17 protein-coding genes are annotated in these 17,054 nt (G+C 46.4%); 4 read left to right on the top strand and 13 right to left on the bottom strand.

The genetic code is table 11. The annotated features are described in order from the left end of the window. Positions 1–95 precede the first annotated feature (95 nt). The 5 genes from GA0116948_RS14945 to GA0116948_RS14925 all read right to left on the bottom strand — a co-directional run bounded on the left by GA0116948_RS14945 (position 96) and on the right by GA0116948_RS14925 (position 5,111). A complete protein-coding gene (locus GA0116948_RS14945; protein ID WP_089713660.1) occupies positions 96–1,196 on the bottom strand; it encodes a zinc-binding dehydrogenase in 1,101 nt (366 codons plus the stop codon). A gap of 2 nt (positions 1,197–1,198) precedes the next feature. Further along, positions 1,199–2,581, bottom strand: coding sequence for an aldehyde dehydrogenase family protein (locus GA0116948_RS14940; RefSeq protein WP_089713658.1), 1,383 nt, complete (start codon positions 2,579–2,581; stop codon positions 1,199–1,201). Positions 2,582–2,659: 78 nt separating this feature from the next. Beyond that, complete coding sequence (locus GA0116948_RS14935; protein ID WP_089713656.1) at positions 2,660–3,241, bottom strand: TetR/AcrR family transcriptional regulator; 582 nt, start codon at positions 3,239–3,241, stop codon at positions 2,660–2,662. A gap of 382 nt (positions 3,242–3,623) precedes the next feature. Further along, the gene (locus tag GA0116948_RS14930; RefSeq protein ID WP_089713655.1) at positions 3,624–4,484 is read right to left on the bottom strand and encodes an alpha/beta fold hydrolase; all 861 of its coding nucleotides are present in this window, start codon (positions 4,482–4,484) and stop codon (positions 3,624–3,626) included. A 222-nt stretch (positions 4,485–4,706) separates the two neighbouring features. After that, on the bottom strand, positions 4,707–5,111 hold the full coding sequence (locus GA0116948_RS14925; protein ID WP_089713653.1) for a hypothetical protein: 405 nt from the start codon (positions 5,109–5,111) through the stop codon (positions 4,707–4,709). Positions 5,112–5,230: 119 nt separating this feature from the next. On the opposite strand from GA0116948_RS14925, the gene GA0116948_RS14920 reads away from it, so the two are divergent. After that, positions 5,231–5,614 (top strand): VOC family protein, encoded by a 384-nt coding sequence (locus GA0116948_RS14920; RefSeq protein ID WP_089713650.1) that lies wholly within the window; start codon positions 5,231–5,233, stop codon positions 5,612–5,614. Positions 5,615–5,620: 6 nt separating this feature from the next. Beyond that, a complete protein-coding gene (locus GA0116948_RS14915; protein WP_089713648.1) occupies positions 5,621–6,703 on the top strand; it encodes an aminotransferase class I/II-fold pyridoxal phosphate-dependent enzyme in 1,083 nt (360 codons plus the stop codon). A gap of 70 nt (positions 6,704–6,773) precedes the next feature. Here the strand turns inward: GA0116948_RS14915 and GA0116948_RS14910 are convergent, their stop codons facing one another. The 5 genes from GA0116948_RS14910 to GA0116948_RS14890 are packed head-to-tail and all read right to left on the bottom strand — an operon-like array spanning position 6,774 to position 12,406. Continuing rightward, the gene (locus tag GA0116948_RS14910; protein WP_089713646.1) at positions 6,774–7,190 is read right to left on the bottom strand and encodes a response regulator; all 417 of its coding nucleotides are present in this window, start codon (positions 7,188–7,190) and stop codon (positions 6,774–6,776) included. Continuing rightward, a complete protein-coding gene (locus GA0116948_RS14905) occupies positions 7,174–8,271 on the bottom strand; it encodes an ATP-binding response regulator (RefSeq protein ID WP_089713644.1) in 1,098 nt (365 codons plus the stop codon). The genes GA0116948_RS14910 and GA0116948_RS14905 overlap by 17 nt, the downstream gene beginning before the upstream one ends. 27 nt (positions 8,272–8,298) lie before the next feature. After that, a complete protein-coding gene (locus tag GA0116948_RS14900) occupies positions 8,299–10,491 on the bottom strand; it encodes a sensor histidine kinase (RefSeq protein ID WP_089713643.1) in 2,193 nt (730 codons plus the stop codon). A 50-nt stretch (positions 10,492–10,541) separates the two neighbouring features. Further along, positions 10,542–11,645 carry a ThiF family adenylyltransferase gene (locus tag GA0116948_RS14895; RefSeq protein WP_089713641.1) on the bottom strand — a complete coding sequence of 368 codons (1,104 nt, stop codon included), beginning with the start codon at positions 11,643–11,645 and terminating at the stop codon, positions 10,542–10,544. Between the two features lie 56 nt (positions 11,646–11,701). After that, positions 11,702–12,406, bottom strand: coding sequence for a hypothetical protein (locus GA0116948_RS14890; RefSeq protein ID WP_123891815.1), 705 nt, complete (start codon positions 12,404–12,406; stop codon positions 11,702–11,704). A 528-nt stretch (positions 12,407–12,934) separates the two neighbouring features. On the opposite strand from GA0116948_RS14890, the gene GA0116948_RS14885 reads away from it, so the two are divergent. After that, positions 12,935–13,663, top strand: coding sequence for a superoxide dismutase (locus GA0116948_RS14885; RefSeq protein ID WP_089713637.1), 729 nt, complete (start codon positions 12,935–12,937; stop codon positions 13,661–13,663). A gap of 144 nt (positions 13,664–13,807) precedes the next feature. On the opposite strand, the gene GA0116948_RS14880 is transcribed toward GA0116948_RS14885, so the two are convergent. After that, positions 13,808–15,274 (bottom strand): LptF/LptG family permease, encoded by a 1,467-nt coding sequence (locus tag GA0116948_RS14880; RefSeq protein ID WP_089713794.1) that lies wholly within the window; start codon positions 15,272–15,274, stop codon positions 13,808–13,810. A 141-nt stretch (positions 15,275–15,415) separates the two neighbouring features. Here GA0116948_RS14880 and GA0116948_RS14875 point away from each other — a divergent pair, with 141 nt between their 5' ends. Continuing rightward, a complete protein-coding gene (locus GA0116948_RS14875; protein ID WP_089713635.1) occupies positions 15,416–16,009 on the top strand; it encodes a hypothetical protein in 594 nt (197 codons plus the stop codon). 149 nt (positions 16,010–16,158) lie between these two features. Here the strand turns inward: GA0116948_RS14875 and GA0116948_RS21310 are convergent, their stop codons facing one another. Continuing rightward, positions 16,159–16,317, bottom strand: a complete 159-nt coding sequence (locus tag GA0116948_RS21310) for a hypothetical protein (protein ID WP_165798483.1) — start codon at positions 16,315–16,317, stop codon at positions 16,159–16,161. 32 nt (positions 16,318–16,349) lie between these two features. Continuing rightward, positions 16,350–16,730, bottom strand: coding sequence for an START-like domain-containing protein (locus tag GA0116948_RS14865; protein ID WP_089713631.1), 381 nt, complete (start codon positions 16,728–16,730; stop codon positions 16,350–16,352). Positions 16,731–17,054 lie beyond the last annotated feature (324 nt).

Raw genomic sequence — 17,054 nt, 5'->3', positions numbered from 1 at the left:
TTCCTCTTTATGTTGACATTTATTCCTGCGCACACAGCTACAAAAATAAAAGCGGCCCACCGAAGTGGGCCGCTCTCATCAAATAATAATGCTACTTAATTAAAAGAAGTAATAACAGATCGTCCGATGATCTTACCGGAAGCAAGCTCCTGATAAGCTTCCTCTACCTGATTAATATTTATTTGTTTATACACCAGGTCATCGAGATTCATGCGTCCTTCGAGATACAATTTGGCGTACATAGGAATGTCTCTTTTCAGGTTGGAAGATCCCATCATTACTCCCACCAGATTTTTGGCGTTTGCAAGCATTTCTTCAAACGTTTTTACAGAGAGAACGGTACCCGGTTTTGCCATGCCGATCAGATAGGCGCTGCCGCCTCGTTTGATCATTTCAAGGGCTTGTTCGGAGGTGGCTTTTAGCCCAATTACTTCAAATGCAGCTGTAACGCCGCCTTCGGTAATCTCCTTCACTTTTGCTACCGGATTTTCTTTACTTGAATTGATGGTATGGGTGGCACCAAACTTTTTAGAGAATGCCAATTTTTCATCATCAATATCGATGGCGATGATCGTGGTAGCGCCGGCAATTTTGGCACCTGAGATCGCATTCAGTCCCACACCACCCGTACCAATTACTGCCACGCTATCGCCAGGCCTTATCTTAGCAGAGTTAATGATGGCACCGGCACCGGTAACGGTACCACAACCCAGCAAGCAAGCTTTATCGAACGGCATTTCCTTGGGTACTTTTGCCAATTGATGCTCGTGTACCAATATTTTCTCCGCAAAGCCGCCTAGTCCAAAACCCTGGTTCAGCACCGACTTATCCGCGCCTTGTAGGCGGGGTGATTCGCCCTCTTTACGGAGGGTATATTCTGGATGTTGACAGAGGTAAGTGCGGCCGGAAAGACATTCTTCACATTTTCCACAAAATTGAATTAAACACCCCACAACGTGGTCGCCCACCTGGAATTCGGTTACGTCTTCACCAATGGCTTCTACTACCCCTGCCGGCTCATGTCCCAACACTGCGGGGAACGCATAGCCATAGCTGTGATCGCGGATATGAAGATCTGAATGACATAAGCCGGAAGCCTTCACTGAGATCAATACTTCAGATCCCTTGGGCTTATCTATTTCTATGTCTGCGGTCTGAAACTTACCGCCTATCTCTTTAACAATTGACGCTTTCATCTTTAGTTTTTTTGCTTTTTGTCAAATGGAGGATACAACGTTTCATCAAGTGGAGCATCGCTGGCATAGTATATTGTTTTGAGATGACTGAGTTCTCTAAAACCATAAATACCATGGTATGCCCCCATGCCACTTCCATTTACGCCGCCAAAAGGAACGGTAGGATCAAATACATGTAGCATGGCTTCATTTACCGTTACTCCACCAGATGTAGTCTGGGCAACAATTTGCTCAATAGCTTTATTTTCTTTACTGAAAATATACAAGGCTAATGGCTTGCTGCCTTTGTTTACATAATCGATGGCTTCCTGCAAATCTTTGTAATGAATGATAGGCAAAAGTGGTCCAAAAATTTCCTCCTGCATGATCTTGCTATCCAGCGGAACGTTGATAAGAACGGTAGGTTCTATCTGGTTCACATCGTCGTGGAAAGTTCCGCCAAACGCTACTTTTGCGCCTTTGCTTACCGCGTCATTAAATAAGCCTTTCAGCCGGTCATAGTTGCGTTGGTTAATTACATGCGACATATCTCCACCGGTAAACTTACCGTTGTTGTAAAGCAATCTTTGCGCAGCCTTTTGCAATTCGGCTACAAAGGCATACTCTATATCTTCCGGGATCAGGATATAATCGGGGGCAATACATATCTGTCCGCCATTAATTATTTTCTTATGCATGATCGCTGTAGCAGCACGTTTCAGGTCTGCCGATTTATCAATGAAAACGGGAGACTTACCACCCAGTTCCAGCGTTACAGTGGTCAGGTTTTTGGAAGCAGCGGCCATCACTACTTTACCCACATTCGGACTACCTGTGAAGAAGATGTGGTCAAAAGGCAGTTGCAGTAAAGTAGTGGTTTCTTCTACACCACCTTCTACGACAGACACTACTTCCGGGGCAAATACGGTGGGAATAAATTCTTTGATTACCTTACTCGTGTGAGGGGTAAGTTCAGAAGGTTTTATCATCACGCAGTTGCCAGCGGCCAGTGCTGCTACGGTAGGTTCCAGGGCCAGCAGGAAAGGTACATTCCAGGGACCAATAACCAGTACTACGCCACGTGCTTCCGGGCGAATTTCTATGTTGGCTTTTGGATCAATGGCGGAAGGCCTGGTTTCTGATTGCATCCATGTTTCAAGGCTGGCGCAGGTTTGATCGATGGCAGCTGCCAGTCCGGCAATTTCCATATACCCCACTTCAAAAGCAGGTTTGCCAACGTCCTTCGCTAAGGCTTCTACTAATTTATCTTTTACAGCAGGCAATGCATTCTTAAGTTTAGTTAACAGGGCTATACGCTCGCGGGCGGTAGTAAGTTTCTGTTTAGCAACATGTTGCTGCTGTTGGTGAAATACATCTTCCACCGCTACTTTCTCTAACGTGTTCATAACATTAAATTTTAAAGTATTATAAATAAGTTATTCCAAAATTTACTAATGGGTGAATAAATATTCGCTTAAGCTGGCTCAAAGGCAAATTCCTTTCCAGGCCATGGTGAAGCTGCTTTCCACATTTTCCCGGGAAACTTTCAGCACATTTTGCAACATGCCGATGGAGGCAGATCGAACGGCACCCATGAAAAAATTACTCATCAGGAATAAAGATTGGTTTACGAACAGGCCTTCCTGCTGCCCTTTGCGAAACACTTCGTATAAAGGAGCATGCTGCTCTTCGTAATCCTTAAACGCCTTTTCCAGATTAAGCTGTACATAATTTGATTGCAAATATTGATCCGCAAAAACAATCTCGTTGTAATGCTTGAGCCTGTACTTCAATGTGTTAAAGTAGATGGCATACAGGGATCGTTTTACGGGATCCCGTATGTCCAGCCCCTGATAAATCTGAGCGCTCATACTGTGTTCGGAATGGAGGTAGGAGGCCTGAATGATATCTTCTTTATTGGAAAAGTAGGTGTAGATACTTCCGGTAGCCAACCCGGATTCGGTACTGATGCTTTTAATATTGACGCCCGCAAGCCCATTCTTTCCAACAATGCGATACACTGCATTGATAATTCTAACGCGCTTGCTTGGATCTAAAGGCTTCATAACTGGAGATTGTCTTCACAAATTTAAGTGAATAAAAATTCATTTAAACGTGAACTTTTAAGTTTTTGATGAAAATCTGGGTATTTTAACATATCGTTAAAAAGGCAACCTTTTGCTTGCAGGGGCGATCACTATGCACTAAGCATCGGCGAATATGAGGCGATAATGAAGCACTAATTTTTGATGAAAGACAGCAGGTGAAGTATTGGTTGGAGATAAGGTTCATAGATTTATAAAACAAGTTGGCATAAATGGGCTAACATCGGCCATTCAGAAGGTGCACGGTATAACAAACAGTATTAACGATTTTTTTTTGTGGCAATCCGTGCTGCCCGGCAATTACCTATAGTTAATAAATAGGGCGTGGCCTCTGTCGCATATACTACTTCTGCGCATTCAACAAACTTACTACTGCTTCATGAAAACGATCAGGGTCTTGCAGCGGGCCTGCATGACTTACATTGGGCAGCATGACCAAGCGGGCGTTGGGAATTAATGCCGCCAATGCTTTAAAATGCTCCGGAGTAATGAATTGTTCATACGCTCCATAGGCAATTACCGTAGGCGCTTTAATGGTTTTAAGTTCGGCGGCTGTAAACATGGGTTCCCGGCTGTACAAGCTGCCCAAAGCCTTTTTCAGTTTTACCAAACTATCTGGCGTGGGTGACAAACGGCGATAATTGGCTGCTACCCGCGATCTGAAAAGGGTTGCCGTGGAGGTGTCTGAAGGCACTGGCTTATATCCGGTGGTATCGTAATTGGCTCCGAATGTAAAAAGTTTATAAATCCGATCTGGGTGATGAATAGCCAGGTCTAGGCCAATAATCCCCCCATCGCTCCAGCCTACGATACTGGCAGTTTTAAGGTGGAGAAAGTCCATAAGACCCAATATATCGGCACTCATCAAACTATAACTCATTGGTTGGTCAGACATGGTGCTGCGCCCGTGACCGCGACTATCCACAATAATGACACAATGTGTTTTTAGGAGCTTGGGTACTTCAAATCCCCAAATATCTGAACTGCTTAATCCACCATGTAAAAGTAGGACAGGGTCTTTCCCGTTTTTATTGAAAATGGCATAATATAATTGAATATCATTCACCGGCGCCAGCCCGCTTTGATCGGCCTTGGGCATGGGTGGTTCAAGGGGCAAGGTTTGCCATAGTGGGGTATTGGCTTGCGCCCTGCCGAAGCAGGGTATCAGTAATATTGCAATGCATAGCAGCCATGTGTTTTTCATCCTATAATATACACAATTTTGCCTGCAGTTCCATTTTTTGGGGCGGCCTTTGGTGGAGTTAGGCAGGCCATTTCACCAATCTCTTTTTCACCTGCTCTGGTTTAGGTAACACTGCATATTAGCAATGGTTTTCCCGTGTTAGAAATAAGACAAGTCATCACTACATAAAAAAAGGGGTAACGTTTAGCGCTACACCCTTTTCAAATTTACGTGTTGAAAAAATCAATGTCCGAGAAGACTGCCAAGGCTACCGAGAATGCCGCCTCCATTGGAGCCTTCCTCTCCGCCAGCAGCGGGGTTGCTTTGCTGGCCAAATTTTGCGAGGATACCAGGTATCGCTGCAGCGATATTGCCGGCGATGGCGGGGTCCAGGTTAAATTTGGTGGTGAGTGACTGAATCAGATTGCCAGATACAGAAGAGGCAATTTCCGAAAAGGAGCTATGACCAGAAAACAGGTCGCTGAGGCTGCCAAGACCGCCGCCGGAGAGGCTGGATTGCAAGCTGCTGACGATATTGCCGGCTACTTCCTGGTGTACTTCACCGGCCTGGCCGGCTGGCAGGGCCTGGGCTACCTGCGGATGATTTTCCAGTTGCTCTTTTACTAATGACAGGATCTGATCAAACATAAGAAAATAAATTAGGTGAAGAAATGTGGTGTACGTTGTGGTTTTTTATGGTTATCGGGTCCATGAAGATGGGATATTTGCCGAACATTTTCTAATTAATTCCTTATTATCTTAGCCGCATGGAAACAACGCTCGGAAGGGCCGTAATACTTGTTACGGATTACGACGCAGCCTTCGCGTTTTACGAAAAGAATTTCTTCTGCCATAAGCTCTTCGAATCTACTACACCGGAAGGGAAGCGCTTCCTGCATGTGGGCTTCAGTGAAGACGACGCGGTGGGCATCTGGTTCATGGAGGCCAGCACCGAGGAGCAGCAGGCAAGCGTGGGCAAACAAACTGCGGGTCAGCCTACCCTGGTTATCTACACCGATGATGCTGCCGGTATGTACGCCCATGTAAAAGCCAATGATGTACAGCTTATCGGGAACCTGGCGGGCCGGGAAACCCCTTTTTTTCACTGCCTGGACTTATACGGCAACCGCCTCGTGGTGGTGCAATTTTAAATTTTTATGCTGAACCTTAGACTCAACTATCCTTCCGTGCGGCTGGAAATGGATGTGTTCCAGCGGTATGTGGCCACGCTGCCCGATCCGCAGAAATATGCGTTGCTACAACCACCTTATCCATGCCCATCGCCAGCCGAAGCAGCCATAGTGGCTCACTGGCTGCAACTGCCTGCCCTTACCTGGCATACGATGAGCAACATGATTGCGCTGCCCAGCGCCAATAGCAGCCTGTTTTGCATTCTATCCTGTTTCCAGTCTTACGCTCCTGGGATTGCAGTGGAGGAGGTTACCTTTCCGGGCTTCCGCATGATCGCGTCCCACTATGGCTACCCGCTGGCGCCTATTGCCTGCGATCAGGAAGGCATGATACCTGAAGCGCTCCAGGCTTGTTTACAAAAGGGCGTCTGCAAAATGGTATACCTGCAACCCACCGTGCAAAATCCCACGGGAGCAGTAATGTCGTTGGAAAGGCGGCAGCAGATCGCGGAGATAGTGGCGTCTTTCCCGGGCGTGTACCTGCTGGAAGATGATGCCTACCGCTTTTTACACCCAGACCCACCACCCACTTTCCTTCAGTTGTTGCCCGCACGTACCATTCATGTTTACGGCCTGTCCAAGCCATTTAATCCCTTCCTGAAATCGGCCTATATTGTATACCCGAAAGATACGCTTGCAGGGATAGAAAAAGTAGTGCAGATCTCCACCAGCAGCCCCTGTGCGCTGTTTCATAATTTTGGCCTGCACCTTATGCAAGGGGATGAATTAAAAACCATTATCCGCGAAAAACAACGGGAAGGTCTCCGCTGGCACCAGCGGGTTGCTGAAGCGCTGTACAACCTGGAGTATACCCTGTTCCCCGGCAGTTTCCATATCTGGCTATACCTGGGAGAAACCATCACTGGCAGTCAGTTGTCTGCATACCTGGCCACCCAGGGTATTGCGCTGCCGCCGGGTACCGACTTTTCGGTTACCGGTGCCGATCATCATACCCGTATAGCCCTGGGCGCCGAATGGGCCAATGCCGCACTGATGCCCGCCCTGGAGCAGATCGCGGCTATTGTGCGCACAGGCATATTACCGGGATAAATATTTGCCAAGCTATTAATCAATAAATGGGCTGCCTGCAAATAATAGCAGGCGGCCCTTTTCTTAGAGATTACTGCTCCCGGAAAATTTCCTGTATGGTATCCATTAGATCCTTAATCATTAAAGGTTTGCGCAATAATTTCATCACCATGGGATTAGCATTGCTACGGTTAATGTCTGAATAGTCCAGCGAAGAAGACACCATGATCACATAACACTGCGATTTGATGCGGGGTGGATAGGTGGCAAAGGATTGAAGAAATTCAAATCCATCCATTTCAGGCATCTGGATATCCAGCAAAATAATTGTGGGAGGGATGTTAGGGAGAGTAAGGTTGGAGGAGAGGTATTCTAGGGCACGGTTGGCGTTGGTAAAGGGTAATACGGTATGGCTTATCCGCTGGTGCAGGATTAGTTTTTCATGCAGCAGCAGGTCAATTTCATTATCGTCGATCAAAAGAATGCGCAGATCAGGTATCGAATTCATTGCGGTTCGGAATGATAATTTCAAATTGAGTACCTTCTCCGTATTTCGAATCTACATTGATAGTGCCGCCAATTTTACTTAATGCCTCTTTTACGATGTACAGTCCTATGCCGCTTCCGGGTTTGTTATTGTTTTTGGAGCGAAAGAACATTTTAAAAATGTTCTGTAAATGTTCGCTCAAAATACCAATGCCATTATCTTCTATGCGAATAGTTCCCTTGTGCGGCTCTATTTTCACGCTTAGCTTCACTTGCGGTCTTTCCTCGTTTGGCTTCTGGTACTTAACGGCATTGGAGATCAGGTTGTTGAGGATCACCATAATCCGGAAGGTATCGCCTTTGAAATCAATAGGCTGATCTACTTCGATCAAATATTCAATAGAAGTATTCTGGGGTATAAATGCATTCACGCAATCTTCCAGCAGGGTAGAGAAATTAATTTTCTCATATTCCACATCCAGCCGGGAATTGCGATAATATTCAATGATTTTTTGTATAAATCCGTCCAACTTTTGTACGCAGGTTTCTATCATATCCATATAACCGTTTGGATCGGTTACTGAATTATCCAGCCGGGCCAGGTTAATAATGCCCAGTACGGACATAAGGGGGCTGCGCAAATCGTGCGAGGTGGAATAAATGAAACGATTGAGTTCGTCGTTTGTTTTTTCCAGTTCTATGATCTTTTCTTTGAGCTGCTGGCGCGCCATGTAGATCTCAAAGGCATTGTTAATGGTTTTCTGTAATTCCAGCTCATCCCAAGGCTTCTTAATGTAGGAATAAATATGGCCTTTATTAATGGCGTCTATTATATCTTCTACATCCGTATAGCCCGTGAGCAAAATACGCATAGGCTCCGGAATAGATTCCCGGATATCATGGAAAAACTCGACCCCAGTGGTAACCGGCATTTTCTGATCGGCAATAATGATGTGTACGTTGATGCTGCGGATCAGTTGTTTAGCCTCCTGGGCGGATCCTGCCGTATAAATTTCATAGTTCCTGCGAAAGCTGGCCTTAAAAGCATTCAGGTTATGAACTTCATCATCAATGTACAATATCCTGATACGGTTGTTTTTCATTAAAGATGCAGGTGATTAAATTATTTTTTAGCTAGATACATTTAAAGGTAAATATATAATAAATTCTGATCCATTGCCTGGTGTCGATTCTACCAATATTTTGCCATTGTGTTTGGCTATAATGCTGAATACAATAGACAGGCCTAGGCCAGTGCCTTCTCCCACATCTTTGGTGGTAAAGAAAGGCTCAAAGATCTTTTCTTTTACTTCCTCCGTCATCCCGATGCCGCTGTCGCGGATAGCGATTTTGGCCAGGTTGTTTTCCAGTGAGGTGGAAATGGTCAGCGATTCATTGCCCTGAATGGCTTTTGTTTTGATGGCGTTTAAACCATTGCTCATAATATTCATGAACACCTGGTTTAATTTACCCGCATAACATTCTATTTTGGGCAGCTTGCCGTAATTTTTAATAAGTTGAACATGATGGGGAATGCTGTTTCGCAGTAATACTAACGTGGAGTCTAACCCTTCATGAATATCTACGTATTTGAGGTCACTTTCGTCCAGTCGGCTAAAAGTACGCAACCCTTTTACGATCTCGGCAGTGCGTGCAGCACCTTCCTCTATACCTTTGATGAGCGATGAAATTTCACTGTGAATATAATCAATATCCAATTCCTCTCGGTATGCTTTTATGCCTTCGAGCTGCTCGTGGATGTTGCCATTGGCATGGTCCAGCGATTCATAGCGGTCCAGCAGGCTTTTCAAGTCCTGAATGTCTAGTTTTAGTGGCTTTATGTTGGAAGTTACGAAGTTAATGGGGTTATTGATCTCATGGGCAATACCCGCTGTAAGCTGGCCAAGGGAGGCCATTTTCTCCGATTCTACCAGTTGGGTCTGGGCGTCTTTAAGGTTGATAAGAGTTTCACTCAGCTTGTTGTTGGAAGCTTGTAGTTCTTCGGTTCTTTCCTGCACTTTGGCTTCCAGCAGGATGTTCTGTTCTTTCACCAGTCGTTCGTTTTCCAAGGAAACCTGCAAAGCGACAGCCTGCGATTCCAGGGCTTCGGCCTGCGACTGTTCTTTTTCTTTTTTATACGTATTGATCTTATCGGCCAGTGCAAAACTCAGGAGTACCACTTCCAGGGCAGAGCCAATGAGCAGGATGTGGCTGGAGAATACATTGTAAGGGATAATACCGGTGTCTTTCAATACCCAGACCACCACCGCGATAATGAAGATAAACCAGGCCGCCAGGAAAAACACCGCCGGACGATATTTCTTGATAGACTGGATCACTACATAAACCAGGATAAAGAGCATGCCCGACATGGCCAGCAAGTCTATGAGCAGGTAGGCCGTGGAATACAGGTGCAACAGTGCCAGGGCAATTGAGCCAAGGTACAAATAGATAAACCCGTTAAATATGTGGTAGGCAATAATGGCGCGGTCGCGCACGTGCAGGAACTCCTGTACAAACTTAGCCACGGCAATACCCGACAAGGCACCTACCCATAGCACGCTTTGCTCGGTGATGAACATATTGTCGTGCCATAGATAACGGTAACCTATGCCTTGCAGGCACACCTGGGCAATACCTACTGCTACGATGTAAAAAATATAATACAGGTAATTGTAATCCTTGGTGGTCAGGAAAATAAAGACATTATATAACGTCATCACCACGATCACGGTGATGTAAAGGGCCAGCCAGAGGTCGTCTGTATTTACCTTGTTATATATGTTTAGCTCGGTGCCTATGTATATAGGTACCTGCATAGATTCCCGGCTTTTCACCCGCAGGTAGTAATCCCGGGTTGCCCCCATGGGTAGGTTCAGATTAAAAATAAAATTTTGGTGTTTTACTGCGCGCCAGGCAAAGGGTACCAGTTCACCGCTGCGCTCCTGGTGAAAATGCAGGTCTTCGGTTATGTAGTAAAAATCTACATAGTCCAGAATGGGATTGGTGATGATCAGTTGAAGGCCCGAACTGTCGGTTTGGTTGGTTACCCGCAGACGCATCCATACCGCATCAGTCGTTACATTGAAGTTAGGGACCTGCTGGTGCAGGAGCTGAAAGTCTTTCTTTTGTACCTGCTTAAAATCCAGTTCACCGGTTTTGTCGCGGAAATATTCTACGGCTTTAAACTCGGCAAGTTGTAATGTTTGCGAAGGTTTAATATAAATGGTGTCTAGCGCCAGGGCGGTTCCGGTACGGAAGAAAAAGGTACCGAGCAACAGTATCAGCCAGAAAAATGGCTTGTTATACGTATGTCTCAACATCTTATTGTATTTAACCTACAAAGGTAGAGCGGGTGCACTTGGATGGCGTATTATTGACCGCTGAAAACCTGATCTAAATCTACATAATATCGGCCCGAAGGCAGCGGGGTGCCCAGGCAAATGCTCCGGGTTACGTGCGCTACTACGGCGCCACCCAGTACTACGGCGCTGGCCAGTTGCGGCCAGGTAGAAATAGTTTTGCCAATTTCGCCCAGGGACATGCGGAAGCGTTCGGAGGTATTGGCTACATCTACAAAGGCAGCGGCCAGGCCAAATCGCTCGGGCGGTGTCAGTGCTTTTACGGCTTCAGGACTCAGGGGCGGTATCTTGCCATGCAAGATGGGCCGGGTGGGTTCCAGGTCAAAACGTTCTATGTCCATTAGCCCACGATCGCTGGTATCCATTACTACAGGAATGCTGTAGGCCTGCGCCCTAACCCGGGCCAGGATCTTAATATCCAGTCCATCACATTCTTCCACCAGCACGTCCAGCTTACCGTTTTCCGTCAGGAAGCGGTCTATATTTTCAGGAGTAATGCCTTCATCGAAGGGCACCACGGTAATAAAAGGATCTATCTCCGCGATCTCGCGGGCTACCACCACGGTTTTTAGCAACCCCAGGTTATGCACCCCGGCACGAATTCGATTCAGGTTACTGAGATCCAGCAGATCGAAATCGGCGATGCGCAATTCTCCACACTGCCTTTCCATGGCAATGGTCAGGGCGGCACTTTGTCCTACAGAAAGGCCTATAACTCCGATCTTTTTAGTGGCCAGCAAGGCCCTTTCTTCAGGCGTAATTTTATACACATTGCGGTTAGTGCGCAACAGTACAAACTCTGCTTCGTCCAGCATATGCACCAGGCGCTGGCTCCAGGGGTAGTATACCCATACACCGTAGGCGGCGTGCGGGGTATTGCCCAGGAGGGCCTGGCCTTTTTCCTGAAGCTGCTCGTCGGTGAAGCGTTCTGTGGGATGTTGGCTTTTCACCAGTTCGGCCAGTTGTCTATCCAGGCTGTCGTATACAGACAGGCCAGGGGTGCGATCGGCCAATGCCTGTAGTTCATCCGCCTCCGTCTTATTGGCCAGGCGGAAAATAGTGGGCCGGAAAATAGCGTTGCCCGCTGAAGTATGATTAAGCTGCGTTTGAAACATGCGAGAGCTGCTTTTATAATATTGATATACTGCGAAGTAAAATAAAAAACGCTGGCTTAGGCGTTTACGGCTTGTTGGCTAATTCGAATATTGTAATCCAGTTCCATTTCACCCTTAGGGCCCTTTTCCAGCATGCGCTGCACTGGGTGGGTGCGCAGGTCAAATATTTTATCGCGCACCAGCGGGTGTGCACTGGTAAGTTCTACCGGATCGGGAATGATGAGGGCCGTGGCGATCAAGTCTTCCTTGGGATAGTAAAAGGTTCCGTTATTGCCCAATTCATTTTTGATGATAAAACCCAGGCGCTGGCAATTCTTGAAAGTGGCTTGCGCGCAAAAAGCCACCATCGTGGTAATGGGTAGCTGCTCACAAAGTGCTACGCCCACCTGCCCCATCACGATACTGCCTATGCCCCAGCCAGCCACCTCACGGGAGTTCCAAAGGCCACAAAGTTCTGCGGTGCCGCCTTTGGCCTGCAACTCGGCAATAATATCGTAAATGCGGGGATCCAGGTTACTAATGGCGGTTTCAATCGGCATGGGCAAATCTCCACCTGCCAGCTGTACCCTGCAGCCGGCCAGTACTTTTTCGTCGTCTGTTTCTACGGTAGAAATATAGGAGTTGGGAGCATACATCCAATCTACGTTGGCAGAAGTTACTTTGGTAACGCCATACGCCTCCAGTACTCTACGGTGCCCGTCAATATAACGCATGCACTCTTCCGGGTGGTCAATTGCTCTGAAAACTCTTACTTTCAGCATGAGGGATATTCTTTAAATATTGATCGGACAGCACCCATGGATGCTGCGTTTTAAAATCTATATGATGGTGGTCGGGTAGCGAATATTCCAGCTAAGTAATGGTGCTTATCGCTGCACAGCAGGTGGTGCCGGGTTAATTTTAAATTCAACGCATTACGCACAGTCATTTATCGGCAAATTTTCCACTCCTGTAATCGCATTGAAACTGCTTCAGTGCTGCACCAACTGGCAGGGATAAAGTAATCTCATTGTTTGTTGACTATTAATGCAATTATGCGTTTAATGCTTCGCACGAATGTAAGGTAAGGTAAAATAGTAATTAATTTCAAAATAAACGACAATTGAGGGCTGTATTTTAATGAATTGAAACGGGTTAGTTTCATTTGTAAAAGCGGACTGCTTTGAAATTGAAATTATTCGCCATGTGAGTAACCTGGATGGCAATGGAACCAGCCAAACTTTCACCCTTTTTTTAGGCATTAACCATTAGATTTGTAGACAAGGATTTACTTCAAAAAAATTCATGCTATGGAAAAAAGAGAATTTATAAAGATTGCAGGACTGGCCGGTGTGGCCATGCTTAGTAATCCAACAGGCATCCTGGCCAATAGCCGTAAAAAGCAGTCCCTGGAAAGATCACAGGCGCCTTTTACGGTACCTGCACTGCCATATGCTACCGATGCTCTGGAGCCGCATATCGACAAGCTTACCATGGAAATTCATCACGATAAGCACCACGCCGCTTATGTGAAAAATCTGAACGACGCCCTGGCCCTGCCGGCCAACAGTGCCTTTGCCAGCCTTACCCTGGAGCAGATACTGGCTAAAGTAGCTGCCAAAGACGCCGCTCTGCGCAACAACGGTGGTGGCCATTACAATCACTCTTTTTTCTGGGAGCAGCTATCCCCCCATAAAACTACCCCTTCCGACAACTTTAAAGCGGCCATCAGCAAAACGTTCGGTAGCTGGGAAAATTTCCAGACACAGTTTAACGATGCTGCCAAGAAAGTATTTGGCTCTGGCTGGGCATGGCTTACCGTGAACAAGCAAAAGGAACTCGAAATAAGCAGCACCCCCAACCAGGATAATCACCTCATGGAAGGCCTGGGTTACAAACCCGCCACTCCTCTTCTGGGCCTGGACGTGTGGGAACATGCTTATTACCTGAAACACCAAAACCGCCGCCCCGAATACATAGACGCATTCTGGAATGTGGTGAACTGGCCAGTCGTGGAGAAACGCTGGAAGCAGGCATAGCCCACATTTGCTTCGTATAAAATATTATGTCTAATGTATTCCGTGTGCCGGCACTCCGCGCAGGAATTCATTAGACATATTATTTTTGTACCCGCTACTACGTTCCGGGTATACGTGGTACATGCATGATTTCTCTATACAAGATTATGCATCCTTGTTTTTATTAGGCTTAACGGTCAGTAGTATAGGACTATGGCGCAGTAGCCGCTTCAAGGTGCGGAATAAGCGATAATAAAATTCTTTGTTGAAAAGCTGGGAATCGTTCAGCGCTTTGTAGATCAGGAATACCGCGATAGGAAACAGCACAATATTGCTGAGCCACATGCCACTGAAGGTAGTAAGTACGTTGCTGCGGGCCATTTTTTCGCCCACCATAAAAAAGATGTTGAATATTACGAAGAAGATCACGGCAAATACCAGCGGTGTACCCAATCCACCCTTACGAATAATGGAACCCAGCGGGGCACCAATTAAAAACATAACGATGCAGGCAAAAGCCAGGGTGAACTTTCTTTGCCATTCTACCTTAAATAGCAGAATGTTGGAAAATTTCTCAGCATAATCTTTCGATGTGCTTTCCAGGGTCATTTGCGTATCGCGGATACTTTGAGCGGCATGCTGCCAGGCATATTCGCGCTGCTGTACCGGGATGGCGTCTTCAAAATGCGCTACTTTAAGCAGGGGCGCCTGTTTTAGCCAGCCGGTATCTTTCCATTTATTAAAACTGTAACGCGTGGTTACGTAAGCATTTACATTTTTTTGATAAAGTTGTAGTTGTTTGTCCAGCGAGTCTACCGCAACATCCAGTTGTTTTACATTTAGCATTTGCTGGTTGGAGGAAAACAGGTTCACGTCTGTTTGGCTAAAACGAAAACTGCTCATGTCAAACGCTTTGGTGTATTCCTTAAAACCCAGTCGTATCAAGTCGCCGGGCTGGGTGTTGCCCATGCGGGAATATCTTTCTTCATAGCGCCATCCATTTTCCAGTTTAAACAGCAGGAACTGTTTATCATTAGAAAGGCCCATAATGCCTTTTTCTGCCAGAATCACCTGGTCGGAACCGCCAGCGGAATGTTTGTCATAAATGATCACCTGGTGTATAGTCTTATTGTCCGGGTCTTTCTGCGCCACTTTAATGGTATAGCCAGGGATATCGGAATAAAATTCGCCGGCTTTAATGTTGAAGGCGGGTTTGGAGTTGGTTACATCATACAACAGGGATTTGGCCTGCAAATTGGCCACCGGAATGGCGTAGTTGGCAAAGAGGAAGGCCAGCACGGCAATGCCAACGCACAGCACCAGCAAAGGGCGCATAAAACGCAGCAAAGAAATGCCGGACGATTTAAGGGCTACCAGTTCAAAACTTTCGCCCAGGTTACCAAAAGTCATGATAGAAGACAGTAGTACCGCCAGTGGCAGGGCCAAGGTTACCAGGCTGGCACTGGTATAGGCCATGAGCTTAATAATTACCCAGGTGTCCAGTCCTTTCCCTACAAAGTCATCGATATACTTCCATAAAAATTGCATGATCAGCACAAACAATGTCACGAAAAATGTGGCAACGAATGGGCCGAAGAAAGTTTTAATGATAAGTTTATCGAGTTTTTTCACAAGTTGTTCTTTAAATTCAGGCAGCCCGGCAATCACTACATTTGCGGTGGGAGGCGGTGTTCATGGTCGGGGCAAAGTTAACACCTTTGTTTTTACATTCCTGTAGCCCTGGCAGGAACCTCGTTAAATAATACTTAATAAATGATATTAACACCGGAGGAAAGTGCCCTGGTCGTAAGGGCAGACTGGCTGTACCTCAAGCACCGGATCATGGAAAAAGCCATCAGCCTGCTGGGGCAGGTGCAGGAAGCGGTGGGGCAACTGCCGCAGTGGAATCATGTGCCTGGTGGCGTGCCGGCCCTGGCGCTGGGTGCCAAGATTGCGAAGGGAGAGCGGTATAAAGACCTGCCCTACGCCATTTTGGATTACCCCCGTCTGTTTTCCAGGGACGATATTTTTGCATTGCGCACCATGTTCTGGTGGGGGCACGACTTCACCGCCACCCTGCACCTGGCAGGGCATTCGCTGTTGCGGCACCGGCCAGCCCTGCGCCTGGCCCAATCGCGGCTGGCTGCCAGTGGCGCGCAATTGTATCTGCCCGAAGATCCCTGGCAGCACGAGATGGGGGAGGGCATTTACCAGCCATTGGAAGCATGTTCGGCGGCAGCATGGGAAGGTGCACTGGAGCAGGATTTTCTGAAACTGGCGAAGCCATTTGCGCTACAAGACTGGGAAGGCGTTGTGCCAGCAATAAGGGCGTTTTATGAAGCAGTGTTAGACACCATGCAGGTATAATCATGCCTGTGCGGGAACCCTATTGGGCAGGTGGATGGTCCACAGGGCTTCCTGCCACGTTCAACGCAAGTTCTATGGTGGCGTGTATGCATAGGGGTTAGCCTGTAGGACGGAAGGCAGGTGTGCCAACTAAAAACTTATCCAGTTAATTAAAAGCCGTGTAAAACCGTACCTGCAGGAAGTGTGCAAAGCAAGCCATCCAGCCTGGCAACAAGGATCAGATAGTGGGAGGAATAATCTTTCAGGAACAGGCCGTACAAGGCGTTACAATTCACCGGGTCGGATTGGAAGAGGATTTTCTTCAGCACAGTCTTTACATGTAAAATAAAAACAGGTGGCATTAATTGCCAATGCGGTGAAAAAGATCTTTAACCTGGTAATCCCAAAGTTGGCTTTGATCGGCAATTTCTTTTTTTTCCGCAAAATCTTTTACAATCAGGATCGTTTCTGTGGTTACATCGGAGACCCGGATGCGGAATTCAAAAAATTCTTCTTTAGGTGCCGTTACCCAGCGCAAACGAATATATTCCGCCGCTACCTGGTCCAGCACTTCCGCTTCTTCTACATTGCCACTCCAGGAAAAAGAAAAAACATTATCCCGGAAATCTACCTTATCGGCAAACCATTCCTGTAGCCCCGCCGGGGTGGAAAGGAACTCGTAAAGGATTCCAGGTGAGCATCTTACCGGGTATTCCAACTCATATTGCACTTTCTTTGACATCGCTCAAATTAAATTAAAATTCAGTTCATCCAGGCTGCAATTATAGAAAATTATTAATAGGAACAAAATTTATTGTTAGATTTTTATATCCCCATTTTGCATGCCCAGGCACCCTTCTCATTTTTTATAATCATTATAAAAATTTATAATATAATATTTTATCTATCACTTCATAGGCACGACTTACTATTCATCGTTCCAATCGATAGCCGGCACATGCCTTATCATAAGCAGCTAAAGGTTAATCGTTTTTATTTAGAATGCTTCCAAAAAGCTATATTTTTTTTTGGTCAGTTTCTAAAAAAAGTTATTTTTGTCAAGCAT

This window comes from Chitinophaga costaii (genome assembly GCF_900094705.1).
GTDB classification, from domain to species: Bacteria; Bacteroidota; Bacteroidia; order Chitinophagales; family Chitinophagaceae; genus Chitinophaga; species Chitinophaga costaii.
The sequence above is the reverse complement of the archived record's forward strand: the minus strand, read 5'-3'. Positions and strand labels throughout refer to the sequence as shown.